21 protein-coding genes are annotated in these 22,373 nt (G+C 66.4%); 7 read left to right on the top strand and 14 right to left on the bottom strand.

Annotated features, from left to right (window positions below):
- Nucleotides 1-6 precede the first annotated feature (6 nt).
- Nucleotides 7-672 (top strand): phosphatase PAP2 family protein, encoded by a 666-nt coding sequence (locus HBE64_RS22535; RefSeq protein ID WP_167107424.1) that lies wholly within the window; start codon nucleotides 7-9, stop codon nucleotides 670-672.
- On the opposite strand, the gene HBE64_RS22530 is transcribed toward HBE64_RS22535, so the two are convergent.
- Complete coding sequence (locus HBE64_RS22530; protein WP_167107421.1) at nucleotides 626-2,116, bottom strand: bifunctional phosphatase PAP2/diacylglycerol kinase family protein; 1,491 nt, start codon at nucleotides 2,114-2,116, stop codon at nucleotides 626-628. The two genes, HBE64_RS22535 and HBE64_RS22530, sit on opposite strands and share 47 nt — an antisense overlap.
- Nucleotides 2,117-2,224: 108 nt before the next feature.
- On the opposite strand from HBE64_RS22530, the gene HBE64_RS22525 reads away from it, so the two are divergent.
- Entirely contained in the window at nucleotides 2,225-4,150 is a 1,926-nt protein-coding gene (locus HBE64_RS22525) for an alkaline phosphatase family protein (RefSeq protein WP_167107418.1), read from the top strand.
- On the opposite strand, the gene HBE64_RS22520 is transcribed toward HBE64_RS22525, so the two are convergent.
- From HBE64_RS22520 to HBE64_RS22505, 4 genes are all read right to left on the bottom strand, one after another.
- On the bottom strand, nucleotides 4,151-5,125 hold the full coding sequence (locus HBE64_RS22520) for a hypothetical protein (protein ID WP_167107415.1): 975 nt from the start codon (nucleotides 5,123-5,125) through the stop codon (nucleotides 4,151-4,153).
- A complete protein-coding gene (locus tag HBE64_RS22515) occupies nucleotides 5,122-5,475 on the bottom strand; it encodes a DUF5631 domain-containing protein (protein ID WP_243841715.1) in 354 nt (117 codons plus the stop codon). The genes HBE64_RS22520 and HBE64_RS22515 overlap by 4 nt, the downstream gene beginning before the upstream one ends.
- 59 nt (nucleotides 5,476-5,534) lie before the next feature.
- The gene (locus HBE64_RS22510; RefSeq protein ID WP_167107409.1) at nucleotides 5,535-5,828 is read right to left on the bottom strand and encodes a hypothetical protein; all 294 of its coding nucleotides are present in this window, start codon (nucleotides 5,826-5,828) and stop codon (nucleotides 5,535-5,537) included.
- A 1,103-nt stretch (nucleotides 5,829-6,931) separates the two neighbouring features.
- Nucleotides 6,932-7,387, bottom strand: a complete 456-nt coding sequence (locus tag HBE64_RS22505; protein ID WP_167107406.1) for a hypothetical protein — start codon at nucleotides 7,385-7,387, stop codon at nucleotides 6,932-6,934.
- A gap of 329 nt (nucleotides 7,388-7,716) precedes the next feature.
- On the opposite strand from HBE64_RS22505, the gene HBE64_RS22500 reads away from it, so the two are divergent.
- Nucleotides 7,717-8,379, top strand: coding sequence for a L,D-transpeptidase (locus HBE64_RS22500; protein ID WP_167107403.1), 663 nt, complete (start codon nucleotides 7,717-7,719; stop codon nucleotides 8,377-8,379).
- Here HBE64_RS22500 and HBE64_RS22495 read toward each other — a convergent pair.
- Nucleotides 8,372-8,851: a nuclear transport factor 2 family protein gene (locus HBE64_RS22495; RefSeq protein WP_167107400.1), complete on the bottom strand. Its 480-nt coding sequence runs from the start codon at nucleotides 8,849-8,851 to the stop codon at nucleotides 8,372-8,374. The two genes, HBE64_RS22500 and HBE64_RS22495, sit on opposite strands and share 8 nt — an antisense overlap.
- 476 nt (nucleotides 8,852-9,327) lie before the next feature.
- Nucleotides 9,328-9,924 carry a TetR/AcrR family transcriptional regulator gene (locus tag HBE64_RS22490; RefSeq protein ID WP_167107397.1) on the bottom strand — a complete coding sequence of 199 codons (597 nt, stop codon included), beginning with the start codon at nucleotides 9,922-9,924 and terminating at the stop codon, nucleotides 9,328-9,330.
- Nucleotides 9,925-9,964: 40 nt separating this feature from the next.
- On the opposite strand from HBE64_RS22490, the gene HBE64_RS22485 reads away from it, so the two are divergent.
- The 3 genes from HBE64_RS22485 to HBE64_RS22475 all read left to right on the top strand — a co-directional run bounded on the left by HBE64_RS22485 (nucleotide 9,965) and on the right by HBE64_RS22475 (nucleotide 12,706).
- Nucleotides 9,965-11,200: a hypothetical protein gene (locus tag HBE64_RS22485; RefSeq protein WP_167107394.1), complete on the top strand. Its 1,236-nt coding sequence runs from the start codon at nucleotides 9,965-9,967 to the stop codon at nucleotides 11,198-11,200.
- Between the two features lie 2 nt (nucleotides 11,201-11,202).
- Nucleotides 11,203-12,237, top strand: a complete 1,035-nt coding sequence (locus HBE64_RS22480) for a dihydrodipicolinate reductase (RefSeq protein WP_167107391.1) — start codon at nucleotides 11,203-11,205, stop codon at nucleotides 12,235-12,237.
- A gap of 64 nt (nucleotides 12,238-12,301) precedes the next feature.
- On the top strand, nucleotides 12,302-12,706 hold the full coding sequence (locus HBE64_RS22475; RefSeq protein ID WP_167107388.1) for a hypothetical protein: 405 nt from the start codon (nucleotides 12,302-12,304) through the stop codon (nucleotides 12,704-12,706).
- Here HBE64_RS22475 and HBE64_RS22470 read toward each other — a convergent pair whose 3' ends face one another.
- Nucleotides 12,707-13,720 carry an alcohol dehydrogenase catalytic domain-containing protein gene (locus HBE64_RS22470; protein ID WP_167107385.1) on the bottom strand — a complete coding sequence of 338 codons (1,014 nt, stop codon included), beginning with the start codon at nucleotides 13,718-13,720 and terminating at the stop codon, nucleotides 12,707-12,709. It lies immediately after the preceding gene.
- A 115-nt stretch (nucleotides 13,721-13,835) separates the two neighbouring features.
- Here HBE64_RS22470 and adhE point away from each other — a divergent pair, with 115 nt between their 5' ends.
- Nucleotides 13,836-16,430, top strand: a complete 2,595-nt coding sequence (gene adhE, locus HBE64_RS22465) for a bifunctional acetaldehyde-CoA/alcohol dehydrogenase (RefSeq protein ID WP_167107382.1) — start codon at nucleotides 13,836-13,838, stop codon at nucleotides 16,428-16,430.
- Here the strand turns inward: adhE and poxB are convergent.
- The 6 genes from poxB to HBE64_RS22435 all read right to left on the bottom strand — a co-directional run bounded on the left by poxB (nucleotide 16,427) and on the right by HBE64_RS22435 (nucleotide 22,372).
- Nucleotides 16,427-18,163 (bottom strand): ubiquinone-dependent pyruvate dehydrogenase, encoded by a 1,737-nt coding sequence (gene poxB / locus HBE64_RS22460; RefSeq protein ID WP_167107378.1) that lies wholly within the window; start codon nucleotides 18,161-18,163, stop codon nucleotides 16,427-16,429. The two genes, adhE and poxB, sit on opposite strands and share 4 nt — an antisense overlap.
- Before the next feature lie 9 nt (nucleotides 18,164-18,172).
- Entirely contained in the window at nucleotides 18,173-18,394 is a 222-nt protein-coding gene (locus HBE64_RS22455; protein ID WP_167107375.1) for a hypothetical protein, read from the bottom strand.
- A gap of 64 nt (nucleotides 18,395-18,458) precedes the next feature.
- Entirely contained in the window at nucleotides 18,459-19,448 is a 990-nt protein-coding gene (locus HBE64_RS22450) for an ABC transporter ATP-binding protein (RefSeq protein WP_167107372.1), read from the bottom strand.
- Complete coding sequence (locus tag HBE64_RS22445) at nucleotides 19,445-20,434, bottom strand: ABC transporter ATP-binding protein (RefSeq protein WP_167107369.1); 990 nt, start codon at nucleotides 20,432-20,434, stop codon at nucleotides 19,445-19,447. The genes HBE64_RS22450 and HBE64_RS22445 overlap by 4 nt, the downstream gene beginning before the upstream one ends.
- Complete coding sequence (locus tag HBE64_RS22440; protein WP_167107366.1) at nucleotides 20,431-21,393, bottom strand: ABC transporter permease; 963 nt, start codon at nucleotides 21,391-21,393, stop codon at nucleotides 20,431-20,433. Before HBE64_RS22440 ends, HBE64_RS22445 begins: the two co-directional genes overlap by 4 nt.
- A gap of 1 nt (nucleotide 21,394) precedes the next feature.
- Nucleotides 21,395-22,372, bottom strand: a complete 978-nt coding sequence (locus HBE64_RS22435) for an ABC transporter permease (protein ID WP_167107363.1) — start codon at nucleotides 22,370-22,372, stop codon at nucleotides 21,395-21,397.
- Between the last annotated feature and the right edge of the window lies 1 nt (nucleotide 22,373).

Below are 22,373 nucleotides of genomic sequence, written 5' to 3'. Positions count from 1 at the left end.
GCGGAGATGACTTCGAGAACCCGCTGGGTGGTCATCGCGGCCGTGGGTGCGGTGATTGTCTACGCCGCGATGTGGATCGGCTACGTCCAGAACTGGGCGTGGCTGGACACCGTCGACACCGTGTCGCTGCGGGTGTTCTACGACTTCGGTATCAGCCGCCCTCGCTGGGTGTTCTCCTGGCAGTTATTCTGCACCGTGTTCGGCCCCACCGGTTTTCGGGTGATCGCCCTGGTGTGGATCGTGATCGCGGTGCTGCGCGGCAGTATGCGGACGGCGTTGTTCCTGGCGGTCAGCGTCGGCTTGATGGGTTTCGTCACCGAAACCGCTAAGACGATCGCGGGCCGGCCCCGGCCGGTCACGGCGATGACCGAGGCCACCTCGTCGTCGTTCCCGTCCGGGCACGCCCTGGGCGTGATGGTCGGTGTGCTGGCGATCCTCACCATCGTGTGGCCGGTGGCGGGGCGGCTACGGCTGCCGCTCGCGCTGATCGGGGTGGCACTGATCGTCCTGGTCGGCGTGGGCCGGGTGGTGCTCAACGTCCACCACCCGTCCGACGTCGTCGCCGGATGGGCGCTGGGATTCCTGTTCTACCTGTTGTGCGTGCGGCTGGTGCCGCCTCGGCCGCTCACGGCAGCGGGCGGAACACCGGCAGCGCTCGATACTGTGCGGTGAAGCTGGCCTTGTCGTAGGTGCTGCCGACCTCCCCGTCACGGGCCACCGGAGTGGGGCCGTCGACCGCTTCGAAGGAGAACTGCGGCACCTGCATCTCGTGGTAGAGCGGGCTGCGTTCGAGTCGGCCCAACGCCAGCGCGCTGAGGATGCGCAGGCGGCTGAGCCGGCGGCCGGTTTCCAGGATGCGGACGTCGAGCAGCCCGTCGTCGAGCCTGGTGCGCCGCGCCGGGGCGAACCCCGACGGCAGGTAGACCGAATTGCCCAGGAAGAACAGCGAGGTCTGCAGGGTCTTGTTGTCGTAGCGGATACGCACCGGCTGCTCGCGGCGCAGGGTGTGCAGCATCGCGTACAGCCCGGCCAGCGGTTTGCCGATCTTGTGCTCGAGCTTCTCGCGCGTGCGCACGAACCTCGGGTAGGCCCCGATACTCGCGGTGTTGATCACCGTCTGGTCCTCGTTGAGGCACACCAGGTCCACACGGGAGACGCTGCCGGCGCGGATCGCCGACACCGTGCGCTCGACGGTGTCGCAGCCGATGTCCTTGGCGAAGTGGTTGAAGGTGCCGGCCGGGAACACCGCCAACGGCAGCCCGGCGGCGACCGCGACCGCCGCTGCGCACGCCACAGTGCCGTCGCCGCCCCCGACGGCGAGCACCTCGGCGCGTTGGGCGGCCTCGCGCAGCACCGACTCCGGGGTGTCGTCCTCGCCGAGTTCGACGATCTCGGCCTTGGGCAGCTTCGCGCGGACCTCGTCGACTACCCGCGCGCCGTTGCCGCTGCCGGAGGCGGGGTTCACGACCAGCACGACCCCGGCGCCGTCGGGTCGTGGCGGGGCGTCGACGACAAGCGGCTCGGTGGACGGCAGCTTGGCCGGGACGACGGGCGGCACCAGCCGTCCACCCAGCACCCCGATTGCCGCGCCGATCCCGAAGCCGGCGAACACGTCGCCCGGATAGTGGGCCCCGGTGGCCACCCGCGACAGGCCGACTAGCCCGGCCAGCAGCGCCAGCCCCAGCCCCAGCGGCGGGCTTTCGAGCCCGACGCCGACCGCGAATGCCGCGGCGCTGGCCGAATGCCCCGACGGCAGCGAGTTCGACGTCGGCATCCGGCGGGCCCGCCGCACCAACGGCACCAGGGCGCCATTGGGCCGGGGACGTTTCCACGCCCTCTTGGCCACCTGATTGGTCAGCAGGCTGGTGACCGCCAGCGTCGCCACGCCCCGGCCGGCACCGCGGCGCACCGACGGCGAGCCCGTCGCAGTCAGGGCCGCCGCGATGCCCAGCCACAGCTTCGAGTGGTCGGCCGCCCGCGTCAGGATCGGCATGGCCTTGTCCAGCAGAACACTGGGGGATTCGGCGACCGCTTCGAACACCTCGCGGTCCAGGGTTCCCAGTCCGCCCGTGATCTGACGGATGCCCTGGGCGTCAAGCAAGCTTCGCGACCTCATCAACCCAACGTAGCCGGGTCGGTTTCAGACACGGTCGTCAATTCTGGCGCGAACCCAAGGTTGGGGGTGTCCAATCGCAGGAGAACTGACGCGGCGAAGGGAACAGTGATGAGTGGTGCCAGGTATGTCGGCCGGGTCGGCGGTTTGGCAGTGGCCCTCGGGGTGGGACTTGCGATCGCTGCCGCCACCGCGCCGGCCAGTAACGCCGACACCGGAACCTCGGGCTCGTCGAGCACCCACGGAAGTTCGGCGCGCAGTAGCGGGGCGGCGCACAACGGTGCCAGTGCCTCGTCGCACCAGACGATCGCCCAGGCCTATGTGGCCGGCGGTGCCAGCCCCAGTCCCCAGGATCCAGCGACCCCGGCCCAGGCCGTGGCCGCCGCCGTCACCGAGGTGGTCCGCCGCGAGGTCGGGCACAGCGCGCGAATCACCTCCGGCGGCCTGCTCACCACCGCGGCCGTCGTGACCACCCCGGCCCCGGTGCTCAGCAGCGGCAACCTGGTGGTCAACTCGGGCGCGGAAGTAGGTGACCCGTCGTTGTCCGGGTACAGCTCGGTGACCATTCCTGGCTGGTCGGTGACGGGAACGCCGACGGTGATCCAGTACGGCACGCTGCGACGCCTGCCGGGTCTGTTGGGAACCGAGGGACCGACGCTTCCTGCGTTCCTCAGCTTCCCGCAGAGCGCCCCGACAGGTGGCGGTAACCAGTTCTTCGGCGGCGGCAACGTGGCCACTTCGTCGCTGTCGCAGACGGTGGACCTCAGCGGGGCGGCCACGGCGATCGATCACACCGCCGACCCCAATGCGGCGGGTTTGGCGTTCGCGTTGAGTGCCGATCTCGGTGGCTACCTGATCGATCCGTCCCGGGCATCGGTGAAAGTCACCTTTCTCGATGCCAACAAGGGCTACCTCGGTAGCGCCGACGTCGGACCTGTCACCGCGCTGAACCGGTTGCTACAAACCGGTTTTCAGGAGCGCGACACCACCGGCTACGTCCCGGTGGGCACCCGCAGCGCGCAGATCGTGGTGACCTTCAAGGATCTCAATCCGATTCTGGGCAACTACAACAACGCCTACGCCGACAACGTGTCGTTCAGCGTCGAATCGACCAACGTGGCTCCGGCGCCGCTGACGGTGCCGAGCTCGAATGTCGGATCGCTCGACCACCTCTTCCTGGTGTACATGGAGAACCATTCCGCCAGCGACATCATCGGAAGCCCGAACGCGCCCTACATCAACAGTCTGATCAACGCCTACGGAAACGCGCAGAACTACTACGCCCTGACCCATCCGAGCATGCCGAACTACTGGCCGATCTTGGGTGGCTCGGACTTCGGACTGAACTACAACTGCGCCGCGAAATGCTTCCTCGAGCCCAACCTGATCAACCAGGACGGTCTGTCGTGGGCGGCCTACCAGGACGGCGGCGGCGGGTACACCACCCCGAATGACCGCACCCCGTTCCTGGCGTTCACCGACATCTACAACGACCCGGCGACCGCTGCGAAGATCCGCGACATCTCCGCTCTGAAAACCGATCTCAACAACGGCAATCCGACATCGGTGGCCGCCTTCAACTGGATCGCCGGTGACGATGCCACCAACATGGAAGGGCCCACGGGGTCGCTGACCGGAATCCTGAACTGGGCGGTCAGCCAGCTCACGACGCACCAGTACAACATCGCGGCGGGCGACAAGTTCATGCAGGAGCAGCTGTCGACGGTGTTCAGCTCGGATCTGTGGAACGACCCCAATACCAAGAGTGCGGTGTTCCTCACCTTCGACGAGGACTTCAACAACATCTCCCTGGGCCTGGGCAATGACGGCAATCATGTTGTGATGGTGGTGATTCCGTCACCCGGAGCGCTGGCCAGCGCGACCAACCCGAACGGGATGAGAGGCGGGGCTTTCATCGCCACCGACTACTACAACCACTACAGCCTGCAGCGCACCATCGAATTGGCGTTGGGCAATCTAACGCCGTTGACCAACAACGACAAGTATGCCCAGCCGATGAACGAGTTCTGGGTGTAGCTATTTGTTGTCGGCCGGCGGATCGTCGGTGGGCGTGGCGTTGGGTACGACGATCCGCTTGGTGGCCACCGGCTTACCGTCGACCTTCTTGACCACCTGGGGCGGTGCGGGCGGCGGTGCGGTGATGCGGCCCTGAACGGGTGCACCGTTCCTGATGCTCGGCACCGACACCCGTTTGGTGGCCGCCTTGTCGTCCTTGTCGGTGCCGGCGCCGCCGTGCATCGCCCCGGGCGGGACCATCGGCATGCCGGACATCCCGCCTGCCGGGGTCGACGCCGAAGTCGGTGTGACGGGCGGCGATGTCGCCATCGCGGGCGCGGCTGACGGTGACGTGCCGGCGGACGGGACCGGGGGCGGGCCGAGCATCGCGGTGGGCGCGGTACCGCCGAACCCGCCGCCGCCACCGCCGCCTGCTGACCCGCCGCCGCCTGCGCCCCCGAATTCGCCTGCATCCGCGCCATATTCGTCCAGGGGAAGCTCGGAGAGGCTGGCCTTGTCCAGCTCGGCGGCTGAGCCACCGGCCTGCTGCATCATCCCCATGCCGGCCTGCATGGCCTGCTGCGCGCCCTGGGCGACCTGCTGGGGAATCTGGGCCAGGGGTTGCAGTGCGCCACCCATCGCACCGGCCAGTGCGCCGGCGATACCGGAGGCCATCTGCGGCAGCTGCTGAGCCATCTGCGAGGCATCGCCTTGGGCTGCAACGCCTTTCATCTCAGCTGAGGCGGCCTCGTCCTGGGCGGGGAATTTAGCGGCGGCCTCGGCGGTCTTGGCGTCACGTTTGGCGTGCTCTTCGAGGCTCTCGGCGTTGTCCTTGGGGTCGCCCAGATTGGCGGCCAGGCCCAGCACTCGGAGCAGCTGTTCGATCGGGGTTGCGCCGGCAACCAGCGGGTCCGAGGTGATGGGAGGCGGCGGGGCGTTCATCGCGTTGGCCTGCAGGTAGTGGCCCGCGCTCGCGGCGAGCTGGCCTTCGGTCATCGGCGCTCCTCCCCTCGGGCTGCCAGGTTAACGGCCTGAAACCAGGCAAAGTGGTAGTTGGCGCTGGTCTTTTCGCCCTTGATCAGGGCGTCGATGGTGGCTAGCAGCTGCCAGTTGCCGACCTTAGCGGCGTCGATCGTGTCGGGGTAGTCACCCAGAACCTGGCGGGCCACGGCGGCGAGGTGTTCGTGGAGCAGCTCGACCTCGGAATCAAGGTAGCCGGTGCCAGTCGAGGTGGCTTTGGCCAGCGTGTGGGCCAGCCGGGGAAGGCCGTCGCGCCACTTGGTGGCCTGCACGAGTTCCCAGCCGAGATCCTCGACGGCCGGTGTCTGGCGGGCGCGGATGGACATCGGCACCGGTTCGCAGTCTTCGGCTTTGGGGATGAACTGGCCTGGGGTGTAGGCGGCGGTCAGGGTTGTCGATGTGTATAAGGCCCACCCCCGGCAGCCGCCGCGATGGGCGGCTGAATAACGGGCGCGGCGGCTGCCGGGGCGGCGGCGACGACGGTCTGCGGCGCCTCGGCGACGGGCGTTGGGGCGGGTGCCTCGACAGGTGTTGCAGCGTGGGCGGTTTCGAAGACCGGCACACCTGCAGAAGGTGTGGTGGGCGCCATCGGGGTGGACATCGCTTCGGGGTGTATCGGGGCCTGCGGTTGCATGGCGTGCATCGCGCTAGTGGACAGCGCCTCGCTACCGGCCGACATCGGAGAGCCTGCCTGCGTGCCCGCGTTGAAGTTCTGGGCGAAGCCTTCGGGGGAGAGGGCGTTGGTGGGGGCGGATGGGAGAGAGGTGCCGCGGCCACCGAGTGCAGCAGTGGCCGACGGTGTCGAGACTGCGGACTGCGGAGGTACCGCAATGCCGCCTGCGCCAGGCGATCCTGCCGGGACTGATGATGTTGGCAATTGAGAAGTTGGAGGGAGCGAGCTGGGTCCGAGCGCTGCAGAACCTCGGGTCAACACGTTGGGCATATTTACCTGCCCCGAATCAGCAGTCGCCGCGCTCACGTTCGATGCCGTCGATGAGACGGGTCGGTCGACGCCTGCCATAGAGGTTGTGCCGCCACTGATTGCGGTCGCCGTCTGGGACGCAGCAGGGCCCCCGTTCGAGGCGCTGCCGGGGGATGATGCGTTGCCGAAGTTGCTCTGCCGCCCTCGCTGGATAGCTTCGGCTGTTCCCCCCTCGGCGAGGTTTGGGCCGCCTAGCGTCGTAGTTACGTCGCGGCGGATGGCGTCTCTGTCCGGCGACCCCCACGCACGGTCGAGGTTTACGCCGTGACTGCGCGCGAATTCCGTTGCAGAGGGCTCGAATCCTTGCCGAAGGAGGATCCCTTGGATGGCAGAGTTTAGATTCGCGGCATGGGCGCTAGCCTTGACGTTGGAGTCCATCTGAGCCTCGGCGATGACATCCACGATCCTGGATAGCTTGATTGCGGCCGGAGCATCCGAAGCCTGGATCGTTTCGATGGCGGCGTTGCCTCGTGACGCGATGTCTGTCAGCGCCGCGCGTAGGTCAGAGATCCACGTATGCGCGGATCGATAGGCCCCCGCCTTGGCCGCGTTCGTTTCGGCGACATCCCGGGAGAGGTTCTCACCCAATTGAAATCTATCGCGTGTGGCATCGGCGGTGACTCCCTCCTGCGCACCGAGAGGTCCAGTTCGAGTGGAACGCAGAAGGTTGGCGTAGGTTTCAAGGTCCGACGCACTCTTTGCGCGGTTCGCGCTCGCGCCGGCAATAACCTGAAGTGCAGCGGCACTTGGCCACTGGTGGCCCACTAGTATCGGCGACCACTTGCCTGGTGGGAAGTCGCTCATTTACACGCTTCCGTTATTCGTTCTATGTCCTTATCTGCGCCAGTGGCGAGCGGCTGTAGATCGGAATTTGATGCGTCTGCGATTTGCCTCATTGCGATCTCGCGGTACCGACTCGCGAGCAGGCGAATTGGTTCTGCCAAAGTCTCCGGAGTCGCGGGATTGGCAGTTAATTGGTCTGCGAGATAGCTGCTGCTAGTAGTGAGCGCCAAGCGGATGTTGACGGCCACGATGAACGAATCGGTGGGATTGTCACCCGACTTTCCCCCAGCGGTGTTGACGGTGCTCTTGACTTGTTCAAACGCGTCGCACACAGCCTTCTTCGCTTCCGTGACCTCCTGCTCGCTGTAGGTCTTCGCAGCAGGAGCCTCCGCCTTCGGGGCCGGCCTGAACCAGGCCCCGATCGCTACCGCGACGGCAATCAACGCGATGACTATGGCGATGATCGTCGGCATCCGTGACGGTCCGCCAGACGCAGGCGGCGGTCCTTGCGGAGGCCAGGGTGCGGGTGCAGCGGGCCCAGGTCCATAAGGAGCTTGCGACATGTTGGCGATGGTATCGCTTGTGTTTGCCGGAGCGCTATTCACCTTTGACGCCAGCTCAACGCCCCACGTACGGGTTACCGCAGATCAGCACGGTGTTACGCATCAAGAATCCGCTCAATAACGGATGCTCGGGCGAGCCACTTATCGCATAGCCGCACGGCCTCCGTTAGCTGGCCCAGACCCAACTGTGGCCCAACCTTGACTTGACCCCACAGAAACGCCACGGGGACCATGAAGTGATGCGCCGAGTCTTGCTAGCGATGTGTGCTGCCTTCAGTGCGGCGCTCGTCGCCCTGACCTCGGCACCCCCCAGCTTCGCCGAAACCCCATGGTTCCAGGCCAACGTCGGCAACGCCACCCAGGTGCTCTCCGTCGTCAGCACCGGCGGAGCCACCGCCAAGATCGACGTGTGGCAGCGCGGCGCCAACGGCTGGCAACCCGTCGGCGTCGGCATCCCGGCCCACGTCGGCGCCAACGGCATGACGCCGCAATCCCGCGATGGCGAGATGAAGACGCCGATGGGCATCTTCACCCTCGACTTCGCCTTCGGCACCCAGCCCAGCCCGGGCGGCGGCCTGCAGTACGTTCAGGTGACCCCGGACTACTGGTGGGACGGTGACATGAAGAGCCCCACCTACAACACCATGCAGGTCTGCAAAAAGGCCGACTGCGCGTTCAATACCGACCCCAGCAGCGGTACCGAGAATCTCTACATCCCGCAGTACGCCCACGCCATCGTCATGGGTGTCAACAAGGCCCGCATCCCGGGCAACGGCGGCGCGTTCTTCGTCCACACCACCGACGGCGGGCCGACGGCGGGCTGCGTATCTCTCGATGACGACACTTTGGTCAAGATCATCCGTTGGCTAAAGCCCGGCGCCCTGATCGCCGTCGCTAAGTAGTCGCGACGGCCTTGCCCGGCGTCGCTTTGAAGTTCATGTTCTCCGTCGACTGCGTCACCTCGTAGGTGCGGTCGTATCCGGTCTTGCTGATCTTCCAGCCGTCGGGTGTCTTGCGATAGCGGTCGCGGTAGAACCCCGCCCCCATGAGCATGAAGTTGTACTCCGGCACGATCACCCGGTCCTGCAGGTACCAGATGGCCTCGGCCTCGTCGCCGTCGACGGTGATCTCCGGGTGGGTCACCCGGTGCTCGGTCAGCACGCCGGCAGGCATCGACTTGCGCATGAACTCCACCAGCTCGGTGCGGTTGGTGAAGTGGTGTTCCTCGCCCAGCGACGAGCCGTAGTCCCCGATGATGTCCTCGGTCAGGGTGTCGGCGAAGTCGTCCCAGTGCTTGGTGTCCAGGGCCCGCATGTAGCGGTACTTGACCTGTTTGATCGCCTCGATTGCTTCCGCGTCAGCCATGCCGGTCATTGCAGCACAACGATGCCGTCACCGGGTAGGGCTGTCTCAGACGACGAAACCGGCGACCCCGAGGGGGTACGCCGGCTTCGGTCATGAATCAGGTCAGCGGTGAGTGTTCTCGTACCGCTGGGCGATGGCGACGAGCTCATCGCGAACCGTTGACGGGGGCATCGCACTGATGCGTGCGTGCAGGCGGCGACGGTTGATGGCCCGCTTCATGTCACTGCGAAAACGCGCGAGCGACGACATTGTTTTCAACTCCTCTTTATGCCCCCGGGTCTGCAGGGGCTTGTTTGCTGCTGGCGTTCACCTATCCGGGATCGCCAGCTAGGGGAACGGCTCGATGGTCCTTGTTAATTCCGTGTAAATCAACTTTGTGCCTGTGACTTTGGTGACAGCACTGCCGTGACCAGGGGAGTGTGACGCGCTCTGTGACAGCCGACACCCCGATACGCAGAGGCGCAACGGCGATTCGCTGGGGCGGTTCAGCGGTCCTGGAGGTAGCGGGTGACCATGTCGACGAGCAGCCGACGTTCGCGTTCCCACTCCAGATGCGAGTTCATGATCATCTCGACGAGCACCATGCCCCGCAGGGCCGACCAGATCACCTCGGCGACCCCCGGGTCAGCGGAGATCAGCCTGCCGAGCTGGTTGATCGCGTCGTTGATCTCCAGCAGGTGCCGACGCCCGCTCTGGCCGTGGGTGCCGCGCATGGCACGCAGAATCTCGAACGCCGCCAACGACGTCGGGCTGCTGTAGCAACGGAAGGCGGTGTCGACGACGAGTTCGATGCGCTCCCGCAACCCCAAATCGCCCACCTCGGCGGCCGAGAGTTCTTCCACCAGTCGGGCCACACCCTCGTCGACGACGGCCATCAGTAGACCGTTGCGGTCACCGAAGTGGTACTGGATGACACCCCAGGTGACGCCGGCGCGCTCGGCGACGTGCTTGGCGGTGGCGGCCTGGAAGCCCTCCTCGACCACGCAGCGCACCGTTTCGTCGATGATCAGCGCGCGGGTGTCGTCGCCCCGTTTGCGTGGCGCCTGGGTCTGCCGCGTGGGCGGGGTGCCGAGTGCCTTCACATCGTTGACTTTATAACATTGAGCCAACTATGTTTCGCGTGTGAGCGAATCGCACAGCCGCTATGCCCAGCTGTCCCGAGCCGAACTGGCCGTCCTGGTACCCGAACTCCTGCTGATCGGCCAACTCATCGACCGGTCCGGAATGGCGTGGTGCATCCAATCCTTCGGCCGCCCCGAGATGCTGCAGATCGCGATCGAGGAGTGGGCCGGATCCAGCCCGCTCTACACCCGGCGCATGCAGAAGGCCCTCAAGTACGAGGGCACCGACATCATCACGATCTTCAAGGGCCTGCAACTCGACATCGGTGCCCCGCCGCAGTTCATGGACTTCCGCTACACAGTCCACGACCGCTGGCACGGCGAGTTCCACCTTGACCACTGCGGCGCCCTGATGGACGTCGAACCGATGGGCCCCGACTACGTCAAGGGCATGTGCCACGACATCGAGGACCCGACCTTCGACGCCACCGCGATCGCCACCAACCCCAAGGCGCAGGTCCGCCCGATCCACCGCCCGCCGCGCACCCCTGCCGATCGCCAGCCGCATTGCGCGTGGACGGTCATCATCGACGAGTCCTACCCCGACGCCGGCAGCATCCCCGCGCTGGACATCGTGGCACAAAGTCGAGCCGCCACATGGCAGCTCGACGAGATCGATCCCAGCGACGAGGGCCAGGCCGACTACTCCGGGCCGCTGCTGTCCGACGTCGACTTCACCGCGTTCTCGCATTCGGCCCTGGTGCGTATCGCCGACGAGGTAGTGCTGCAGATGCACCTGCTCAACCTGTCGTTCGGTATCGCGGTGCGCGCCCGCGCCGGGGACAACACCGACCTGGCCACCCAGATCTGCACCAAGCAGCTCATCGGCATCGCCGGGGTGGCCGCCGAACGGATCCAGCGAGCCCTCAAGTTGCCCAACGACTTCGACGGTCTGGCAAAGGTGCTGGAGTTGCATCCGCTGCTGAACCCGGCGGGCTACGTCGTCGCCGAGATCGAAGGCGGCCGGCTGCACGTGCACCCCTCGCCGGCGCATCAGGACGGCGCCTGGATCTCGCTGAGCTCGCCGGCCTCGGTCGAGCCGTTGCAGGCCATCGCCACGGCGATCGACCCGCACATCGCCGTGCGCATCACCGGCACGGCCGACGACTGGACAGCGGAGTTCGAAAAGTCCGACACCGCAGCCAAAGTCGCGCCCGAAGTCGAGGTCACCAAGTTCAGCGGTGGAGCGACCTTCGAATTCGAGGAGCGGCGCTCGCTTCCGCTGACGGTCGTCTAGCGATGACCTACCGCGTGGTGCAATGGGGCACCGGCGCGGTGGGCGTGGAAGCGATCCGCGGCATCCTCGACCACCCCGATCTGGAACTGGCCGGTGTCAAGGTCTACACCGACCAGAAGGTCGGGCGTGACGCCGGAGACCTCGCCGGGACGGACCCGCTGGGCATCGCCGCGGCCAAGGACGTCGACACCAGCGGAGTAGACGCGGTGCTCTACGCACCGCGTCACCCGACGGTCGACGAGGCGGCCGCGATCTTGGCCTCCGGGGCCAACCTGATCACCACCGCCTTCGCCTTCCACCCGGCCCGCATGGCCGCCGCCGACCGCGATCAGTTGCAGCGCGCCTGCACCGCAGGCAACAGCTCGCTGCACGGGACCGGCCTCAACCCCGGCAACCTCGGTGCGATCATCCCCATCGCGCTGTCCGGAATGTCGCGCAGCATCGAGCACATCACGATCCAGGAGCGCGCCGACTGGTCGGTGTACGACAGCGTCGAGATCACCTTCGACCAGATGCGGTTCGGCAGCCCGCTCGACGAGGTCACCGCCGAGACCGAAGGTCCCAAGTTCACCAGTGAGCTCTTCCAGCAACAGGTTTGGCTGCTCGGCGACGCACTGGGGCTCGGCGTCGACACCGTCACCACCGAGCTGGAGGTCATCGCCGCCAGCGAGGACCGCGACATCTGCGGGCGAACCCTGCGCGCCGGCACTGTCGCCGGACAGCACTGGCGCTGGACCGGCACCCGAGCCGGCACGCCCGTCGTCGACGTCGAAACCCTGTGGACTGTCGGCGAACCTCAGCCGCGGCACTGGCCGGCACCGCAGCACGGCTGGACGGTCACCATCGAAGGCACACCCTCGATGCGGGCACACCTGATGACCCTGGCCAGCTTCCGCCGCGACGTGCCGCTGGAGGAGCACGTCCGCTCGGCCAGCGTGGCCACCGCGATGGCGGCGGTCAACGCCATCCCCGCGGTCTGCGCGGCCCAGCCTGGTTTCGTCACCATGGCTGACCTGCCGCTGCGCCTGTTCGGCTGAGGTTTCGCTGCTCGCGAACCTGAGGCAGTCGACGCGGCAGCAAACGGGGCGCACACTGTGAGCTATGGAGAACAACGGACCGTTCGGGTTCGACCCGGACGACATCGATCGCGTCGTGCGCGAGGCTGGTGAGGGCCTGCGTGACGTCGTCGAGCGATTCGGCAGGCTGATGAATACGCCGGGCGAGGCTGCCGGCTTCGGCATGCTGTTCGACGAGTTCACCCGCCGCTCACGGCCCCGCACACAGCCGGAGACCGCAGGCGAGGCCGGCGACGGGGTGTGGGCCATCTACATCTCGGATGCCGACGGTAAGGCCCATGTCGAGCAGGTCTACAAGACTGAACTCGACGCCTTGCGCGCCAACAAGCACAACACCGATCCCACCCGCAGCGTGCGATTCCTGCCCTACGGCATCGACGTCAGCGTCCTGGACGCCGGGGTGGAGAAGTCTGAGCCGACCGAGGACTAGCTACGTCGTCAGGACCATCCGGTAGCGGGCGCGGCCGGTGTCCATCGCCTCGTAGGCCTCGGCGGCCTGCTCCAGCGACACCTCCTCGATGCGCGCCCGCACCCCGGACAACAGCGCGAAGTGCATGGTGTCCTCGATATCGGCTGACGTGCCCGACGGATGCCCGATCACGCTGTAGTTGCCGAAGATCAGATCCCCCGGCGAGATCGGCAGGGGATCGAATGTGGCGCCGATGATCACGAGTTCACCCTGCGGAGCCAGCCCGCCGACCGTCGCGGCCATGGCCGCCGAGTTGGCCGCGGTGGCCAGCACCACCTGCGCACCGCCGAGCGCCTGAAGCGCCTCGGCGACATCCCCGGCCGTCGAATCGATGTAGTGATGGGCGCCCAGTTCTTTGGCGTCGTCGGACTTGCCGGACCCGCGGGCGATCGCGATCGTCTCGAAGCCCATCGCGCGGGCCCACTGGACGCCGAGATGGCCCAGCCCGCCGATGCCGAGCACCGCCACCCGGTCGCCGGCAACGGCCTTGGTGTGCCGAAGCGCGTTGTAGGTCGTCACTCCCGCGCAGCCCATCGGGGCGGCCTCGGCGAACGAGAGCCCGTCGGGAATCCGCGCGAGTGCGGTGGCCGGTGCCGTCAGCGACTCGGCATAGCCGCCCGGATAGTGCCAGCTGGGGATCTCTCCATTGACGCACTGCATGAACTGGCCCTTGCGACACGGCAGGCAGTGATTGCAGTTGCCGCCGAACCAGCCGACCGCCACCCGGTCACCGATCGCGAACCCCTCGACGCCCTCACCCAGTTCGGCGATCGTGCCGGCCGCTTCGTGCCCGGGAGTGACGGGCCAGCTCAGGTTGGGAAATCCGCCGTTGACGAAGGCGTGGTCGGTGCCGCACACGCCGCAGGCGTTCACTGCGATGCGAACCCGGCCGGGACCGGGCGGCGTGGTCTCTACATCCACTAGCTCGAGGGGTGCTCCGGCTGACGGCACGTGTACTGCGCGGTGGGTGGGCATGAGTCCTCGATTCCTCTGGGTTCAGTCAACTGAACTCAGCATATAGGGGTCTTTTATCCCTATCTACCCCGATCGCCGCGAACATACGATCCCCGCATCTGGGAGGGGCACGGTGATGACCGGAACACTGAGCGCAACACAAGATCAAGCCGACGACAACCGCACCGCAGAGATCGACGCGATGGTCGACACCGCCGCGCAGGCGGCACGAGAGTTCCGCAAGCTCAGCCAGGAACAGGTCGACGCCATCGTCGAGGCGATGGTCCGCGCCGGCGTGCGTGCGGCCGGCGAACTGGCCGCATTGGCTCTGGAGGAGACCGGCTTCGGCGTCTTCGAGGACAAGGTCGTCAAGAACTACGTCGCGACCGAGTTCCTTCACGACTACCTCAAGGACAAGAAGTCGGTGGGGGTGGTCGACGAGGATGTCGAGCACAACATCGTCTACGTCGCCGAACCCATCGGTGTCGTGCTGGCGATCACGCCCGTCACCAACCCCACTTCGACCGTGCTGTTCAAGGCGATCGTCGCCGCCAAGACCCGCAACGCGGTGCTGTTCCGGCCGTCGCCGTACGCGGTGCGCTGTTGCGAACGGGCGGTGGCGATCCTGCGCGAAGCCGCCGAGGCGGCGGGCATGCCCCCCGGTGCGCTGCAGGTGATTCCCGACGCCGCCCACGAGGTTACGCACTACCTGTTCAAACACCCCGGCGTCGACTTCATCTGGGTGACCGGCGGCCCGAAGATCGTCGCGCTGGCCAATCAGGCCGGCAAGCCGGGCCTGAGTGTCGGACCGGGCAATGCCCCGATCTACATCCACAAGACCGCCGATGTCCGGGGTGCGGTCGTCGACATCCTGATCTCGAAAACCTTTGACTCGTCGGTGATCTGCCCAGCCGAGCAAACCTGCATCATCGACCACGAGATCTACGACGCGATGGTCGCCGAGTTCGAGAGAATGGGCGCCCGGATGCTCAAGCCGGCCGAAGCCGCCAAGATCGCCGAGTTCGCATTCGGCTGCGGCGACAAGGTGTCGATGGACGCCGTCGGCCAGAAGGCGCCGGAGTTGGCCGCCCGCGCGGGCTTCAGCGTCCCGCCGGGTACCAAGATCCTGTTGGCTCCGCTGCCGTCGGATCTCGACGAGCTGGCGGCGCATCCACTGGTGCAGGAGAAGCTGATGCCGGTGCTCGGAGTGGTGCGGGCACGGAACTCCCAGCACGCCATCGATACCGCCGTGCTGGTGACCGAGCACGGCGGGCTGGGCCACACCTCGGCCATCTACGCCCACGACCAGCCGGTGATCGACGCCTACAGCCTGGCGGTGCGCACCGGCCGGATCCTGGTCAACGCCCCCACGGCCGTCGGGGCGCTCGGCGGTGTCTACAACAACCTGACGCCGACATTCTCGCTGGGCTGCGGCACATGGGGCGGATCGAGCACCACCGAGAACGTCAACTACCGCCAGCTGCTCAACATCAAGACGGTCTCGCACCGCAGAACCCCGCCGCAGTGGTTCCGGGTTCCGGCCAACACCTACTTCAACGCCGGCGCGCTGGACAACCTGCGCGAGTTGGATTGCGAGACAGTCGTTATCGTCACCGACAATCTGACCGACGAGCGCGGAGTGGTGGAGTTGTTACGCAGCAAGCTGCCCACCCGGCACGTGCACGTGTTCACCGACATCACTCCCGAGCCCGACGAGGAGACCATTCAGCAGGGCGTCGCGCTGCTGGAGCGGGTGCAGCCCGACGTCCTGATCGCCGTTGGCGGCGGCTCGGTGCTCGACGCGGGCAAGGCGATGCGACTGTTCTACGAGCACCCGGAGAAGACGCTCGATGAGCTGACGATGCCGTTCCTGGATCCGCGCAAGCGGGTTGCCGACTATCCGACCGATCGGCACAAGCTCCAATTAATCGCCATACCAACGACATCGGGCACCGGCTCGGAGGTGTCCCCGGCCGCGGTGATCACGATGGGGCCGCGCAAGCAGACGCTGGTGGACTACAGCCTGGTGCCCGACGTGGCGATCGTCGACCCATTGCTGACCTCGTCGATGCCGCCGAACCTGACCGCCGACACCGGGGTCGACGCACTCACCCACGCCCTGGAGGCGGCGGTGTCGATCTTCGCCTCGCCCTACACCGACGCGCAGTGCGCGCAGGCTGCCCGGCTGATCTTCGATGCGCTGCCACGGGCCTACCGCAACCCCGACGATCTCGAGGCGCGCACCCAGATGTCCAACGCGGCGACGCTGGCCGGGCTGGCGTTCTCGAACGCGTTCGTCGGCACCAACCACGCCTTGGCTCACGCCGTGGGTGCGGCGTTCGGCATTCCCCACGGAAGGGCCAACGGCATCTTCCTGCCCTACGTGTTGCAGTACAACGCAAGTCTGCCCAGCAAGTTCATGCCGGCACCGGGGTACTCGGCGTACGTCGCGCCGGAGAAGTACGCCCAGATCGGCTCACTGATCTTTGGCGGGCACACCCCCGAAGACAGCCGGGCGAGGCTGTTCGCCGGGGTGGATCAGCTGCTCGACGAGCTGCACATGCCGCGCTCGCTACGCGAATTCGGCGTCGATGAAGCCGAATTCACCGCGGCGCTGCCAGTGCTGGCCATGACGGCGTTCGAAGACCTGAGCAACCGCACCAATCCGCGGATGCCGTTGGTCAGCGAGATCACCGAACTCCTGCGGCAGGGCTACTACGGCAACCGCTAGTCGAGGATGCGCCGTGCGACATTAGTGCTCACCAGGTCGAGCAGCTCGCCGCCGCGGCCGGCGAGGATCGTACGGATCGCATACAGGGTGAACCCCTTGGCCTGCTCGGCAGAGATGGCGGGCGGGATGGACAACTCCTCGCGTGCCACCACGACGTCGATCAAGGCGGGACCCGGGTGGGCCAGCGCGTCCGCGATGGCCTGCTCCAGATCGCCGGGCTGCTCGACGCGGCGGCCGAAGATGCCGATCGCCTGCGCGACGGCGCCGAAGTCGGGGTTCTTCAGATCGGTGCCGAAATTGACCACGCCGGCGGCCTTCATCTCCAATTCGACGAAGTTCAGCGACGAGTTGTTGAACACGACGACCTTCACCGGCAGGTTGCTCTGCACAAGGGTGAGCAGTTCACCGAACATCATCGACAGCCCACCGTCACCGGCCAATGCGACGACCTGGCGGCCCGGGAAAGCGGTCTGGGCGCCGATGGCATGGGTCAGCGCGCACGCCATCGTCCCGTGTGTGAAGGATCCACTCAGCCGGCGTTTACCGTTCATGGTCAGGTAGCGTGCCGCCCAGATCGTCGGCGACCCCACATCGAAGGTGAAGACGGTGTCGTCGTCGGCCAACCGGTTGACCACGCCGGCAACATATTCCGGCCGGATAGGTGTTCGGTCGCGGTCGTTGACGGCCAGCGCATCCAGTGACTTGCGGGTCCGCTGGTAGTGGTGCAGAGACCTGTCCAGGTGAGTCCGGTCCACCTTGGGCTGCAGCAAGGGCAGCAAGCCGTCGATGGTGTCCTTGACGTCACCGACCAGACCGAGGTCGACAGGGGTACGCCTGCCCAGGTGGCTGCCACGCAGGTCCACCTGGATCACCGTGGCGTCCTCGGGGTAGAACTGCGAATACGGGAAGTCGGTGCCCAGCATCAGGAGGACATCGGCTTCTTTGATGGCCTTGTAGCCCGAGGCGAAGCCGAGCAGCCCCGTCATCCCCACGTCGAACGGGTTGTCGTACTCGATGTGGTCCTTGCCCCGGAAGGCATGCACGATCGGTGATTTCAATGTGTCGGCGAGCCGGATGAGCTCGGCGTGCGCGCCGGCGGTTCCCGCGCCGCCGAGGATGGTCACCCGCGATCCCGCGTTCAGGAGGGCCGCCGCGTGACGCAGGGACTCGTCATCAGGGCGCAGCACCGAGCGCGTGGGCAGCACGGGGCGAATGTTCCACGCGCGATCCGGAAGCTTGGCCAAGAACACCTCGCCGGGGATGACGAGCACCGCGACGCCGTTCTCCTCCACCGCGGTCCGCATCGCGATCTCCACCAGCCGTGGCGCCATCTCCGGTGTGCTGACCAACTCGCAGTAGACGCTGCACTCGCGGAAGAGTTCCTGGGGGTGTGTCTCCTGGAAGTAGCCGGTGCCCACTTCGGCCAGTGGAATATGTGCGGCGATGGCCAGCACCGGCACCCGGTGCCGTTGTGCGTCGTAGAGGCCGTTGATCAGGTGGGTGTTTCCGGGCCCGCAGCTACCGGCGCAGACCGCCAGCCGGCCGGTGAGCGCGGCGTCGGCAGTCGCCGCGAATGCCGCGGTCTCTTCATGGCGGACGTGTTCCCAGGTGATGTCGTCGGATCGGCGGATGGCGTCGGTAAAGCCGTTGAGGCTGTCGCCGGGCAAGCCGTAGACGCGGCGGACGCCGCTGGCGGTCAGGGATGAAAGGATATGTTGCGCAACGGTTGGCACGACTACAGCCTACGGCTGCGACGCCGACTCGTCGCCCTGTTGGTCAGCGGCCAAGCACAGCAGGCTGGCGACGAAGGTCGCAACGGTGATCCCGCCCGCCATGTAGGACTGATTCGGCGATGCTGTTCCGAGAGCGCTGACGAACAGGGCGAATCCGATGATCGCAGTGAAGTTCAGCAGCAGCCCCACCGTTCGGAGGACCTCGCCGGCACCGCCGTGCTCGCTTTCCATGCCCCCTCAGTACCCCCGATGTCGACGCGCTAATCGCCGCTCACCGACGACAACCGCGCCGAAATCACGACGACGTGCGGGGGTGGTGGCAGGCCACCATGTGGCTGTCGGCATGCGCGACCAACGCGGGTTCCTCGGTGCGGCAGATGTCGGTGGCCGACACGCAGCGGGTGTGGAAACGGCAGCCCGGCGGCGGGTCGATCGGACTGGGCACGTCGCCTTCGAGCGTGATCCGTTCCCGCGCGAAGTTCTTGCGCGGGTCCGGTATCGGCACTGCGGACAGCAGGGCGTTGGTGTATGGATGCAGCGGGTTGTCGTAGAGCCCATCGGAGTCGGAGTTCTCCACGACCTTACCCAGGTACATCACCGCGACCCGGTCGGAGACATGGCGGACGACGCCCAGATCGTGAGCGACGAACAGGTACGACAGCCCGAACTCCTGCTGCAGATCCTCGAGCAGGTTGATGATCTGCGCCTGCACCGAGACGTCCAGCGCCGACACCGGTTCGTCGGCGATGATCAGCTTGGGCTGCAACGCCAGCGCGCGGGCGATGCCGATGCGCTGCCGTTGCCCGCCGGAGAACTCGTGCGGGTACCGGTTGTAGTGCTCGGCCTGCAGACCCACTCGGTCGAGCAGATCCTGCACCCGCCGCCTGAGTTCGGCGCCGCTGGCCAGCCCGTGCAACTCCAGCGGGTCACCGATGATCTGACCCACCCGCTTGCGCGGGTTCAGCGAGGCGAACGGATCCTGGAAGATCATCTGCATCTCGCGGCGCAGCGGCCGCAGCGCACGCCGCGAAAGCCCGACCAGCTCCTGGCCGTCGAAACGCACCGAGCCCGACGTCGGCGTCACCAGCTGCAGGATCGCTCGGCACAGTGTGGACTTGCCGCAACCGGATTCACCGACCAGGCCCAGGGTTTCGCCTTCATGAAGGGTGAAGCTGACGCCGTCGACGGCGTGCACGCGGGCGACCTCGCGGTCCACCACGATGCCCGACTTGATCGGGAAGTGCACGACGAGGTCGCTGACCTCCAGCAGCGGATCGCCCCTCATCGGTTCGCCAGCTTCTCGTCGGGTGTCAGCCAGCAGCGGTCCAGGTGGCCGGGGTTGCCGACGCGGGCCTCCAAAGCCGGTGGTTGCGTGCACTTTTCGAACGCATACTGGCATCGGGCAGCGAAGCGACAGCCCGTCGGTGGGCTCAGCAGCGACGGCGGCTGGCCCGGAATCTGCGGCAGTCGTTCGGGGCGGGCCTCGTCGAGACGCGCGATCGACCCCAGCAGCCCCCACGTGTAGGGGTGTTGCGGGTTGTAGAAGATCTCCTCGAGTCGGCCGTCCTCGACGATCTGACCGCCGTACATCACCACCACCCGGTCAGCCATCTCGGCGACGACGCCGAGATCGTGGGTGATCAGCACGACCGACAGGTTGCGCTCGGCGTTGAGGTTCTCCAACAGCCGCAGGATCTGCGCCTGGATGGTGACGTCGAGGGCCGTGGTGGGCTCGTCGGCGATGAGCAGCTCGGCATCCAGGGCCAGGGCCATGGCGATCATCACGCGCTGACGCATGCCACCGGAGAACTCGTGCGGATAGTCCCGGACTCGGCGCTCCGGGTTCGGAATGCCCACCGAGCGAAGCAATTCCACCGCTTGGGACAGTGCCTCGCTCTTGGAGACCTCGCGGTGGGCACGGATCATCTCGGCGATCTGATCGCCGACCCGGTACACCGGGTTCAGCGAGGTCATCGGGTCCTGGAACACCATCGCGATGTGTTCGCCCCGCACACCGCGGAAGTCCTCGTCGGAGAGCTCGATCAGGTCGCGGCCCTCGAACATCACCGAGCCGGTGATCTTCGAGTTCGGGGCACGGGTCAGGCCGATCAGCGTCTGCGCCGTCACGCTCTTGCCGCTACCGGACTCGCCGACGATCGCGACGACCTCGCCGGGGGAGACCTCGAAGGACACTCCGTCGACCGCGCGCACCACGCCGTCGTCGGTGCGGAAACTGACCTGCAGGTCGCGGACGGTGAGGATCGGGGTCATGATGGTGCCGCCTCACCCAGCCGGATCCGGGGATCGAGCACGGCGTAGAGGATGTCGACGATGGTGTTGAACAGCACGATGAAGAAGGCCCCGAACATCGTCACCGCCATCAGCGGCGGCAAGTCGAGCTTGCCGATCGCTTGACCGGCATAGAGGCCGACTCCGTTGATGTTGAAGACCGTTTCGGTCAGGATCGCCCCGCCGCCGACGACGGCGCCGAAATCGAGCCCGAACAGGGTGACGATCGGGATCATCGAGTTGCGCAGCACATGGCGGATTCTTACCTGGCGTTCGCTGATGCCTTTAGCCCGAGCGGTGCGCACGTAGTCCTCGTTCATCGCGTCAAGCATGTTGGAGCGCAGCACCCTGCTGTAGAACCCGACGTAGAGCACCGCGAGGGTGATCCAGGGCAATATCAGGTGATACGCCCATTGGAGCGGATCTTCAGACAGTGGCACGTAACTGCCGGTCGGGAAGAGCTGCGTCTTGAAGCTGAAGAAGTACAACAGGATTGCCGCCAACCAGAACACCGGCATCGAGATGCCGACGAGCGCCAGGATGGTCAGCGCGCGATCGGTGAACCCGCCCGCGCGTACGGCACTGAGGTAGCCGAACCACACCGCCAGCGCCATCCACAGCACCGCCGCGCCGATGGTCAGCGACAGCGTCGCTGGCAGTCCGTCCCAAATCTGTTGGGCCACATTCTGACTGCTGGCATAGGAGGTCAGCTCGCCGGTGAAGATCTGCTTCATCATGGTCAGGTACTGCACCGGCAGCGGCTGATCGAGGCCGAGGTCGGCACTGACCCGCGCGATGAGCGCCGGGTTGGCGTTCTTGCCGGCGATGCGGGCCGCGGGGTCTGAGTTGGGGATGACGTTGAAGATCAGGAAAACGATCACCGAGATCGCGAACAGCACTGCGACCATCCCGATGAGTCTTCTGGCAGCGAATCGAAGCATGCTAGTGCTCCAACCGGATCTTGGCACGCGGATCTAGGGCGTCTCGCAGCCCGTCACCGAATACGTTGAGCGACAGGACCGTCAGGACGATCATCAAGCCCGGCACGATCGTCAGGTGCGGTGCTGTGTAGATGTTCTGGTAGCCGTCGGCGATCATCGTGCCCCACGACGCGTTGGGCGGGCGCACGCCGGCGCCCAGGAACGACAGTGCCGACTCCAGCAGCATGTTGTTGGCGATGTTGAGGGTGAAGAACACGATGATGGTCGAGACGATGTTGGGCAACAGCTCGGAGACCATGATGCGCACCGGCCCTTTGCCCTGCGCCACAGCGGCTTCGACGAACTCCTTCTCCCGCAGGGCGAGGATCTCACCGCGGACGGGCCGGGCCATGTACGGCACGTACACCAGGCCGATGATCAGGATCGGAATCCACAGGGAGTCGCCGGCCACCACCAGGCCGCCGATCTTGAAACCGCCCAGCGCCAGTGTGGTGCCCAGCGCGATACCGAGCAGCAGCACGGGGAATGCCCACACCACGTCGAGAATCCGCGACAGGATCGAGTCGACCCAGCCGCGGTAGTAGCCCGACAGCATGCCGACGATCACCGCGAATACTGTGGTGATGACCGCGGCCATCACCCCGATGTAGATGGAGGTGCGCCCGCCGTACATCAGCCGCACCATGACGTCGCGGCCGTTCTGATCCGCCCCCAGCAGGTAGCGGCCACGCAGACCGGGACCCAGGGGCGTGCCGTCGGGTGAGACGACGTAGGTCTCCTGGCCGTCGATGAGCACCTTGTCGGTGATGTGGTTCTGGTTGGGTCCGGTGTGCGCGACGTGGTCGGCCCACAGCGGCGCGGCCAGCGAGAACAGCACCAGCAGGATGAACAGCGCCCCGAAGGCCAGCGCAACCTTGTTGCGGCGCAATCGTTCCCATGCCAGCTGCCAGGGACTGCGCCCCTCGACGGTGGCGACCATG

This window comes from Mycobacterium sp. DL592 (genome assembly GCF_011694515.1).
Classification (GTDB): Bacteria; Actinomycetota; Actinomycetes; order Mycobacteriales; family Mycobacteriaceae; genus Mycobacterium.
The sequence above is the reverse complement of the archived record's forward strand: the minus strand, read 5'-3'. Positions and strand labels throughout refer to the sequence as shown.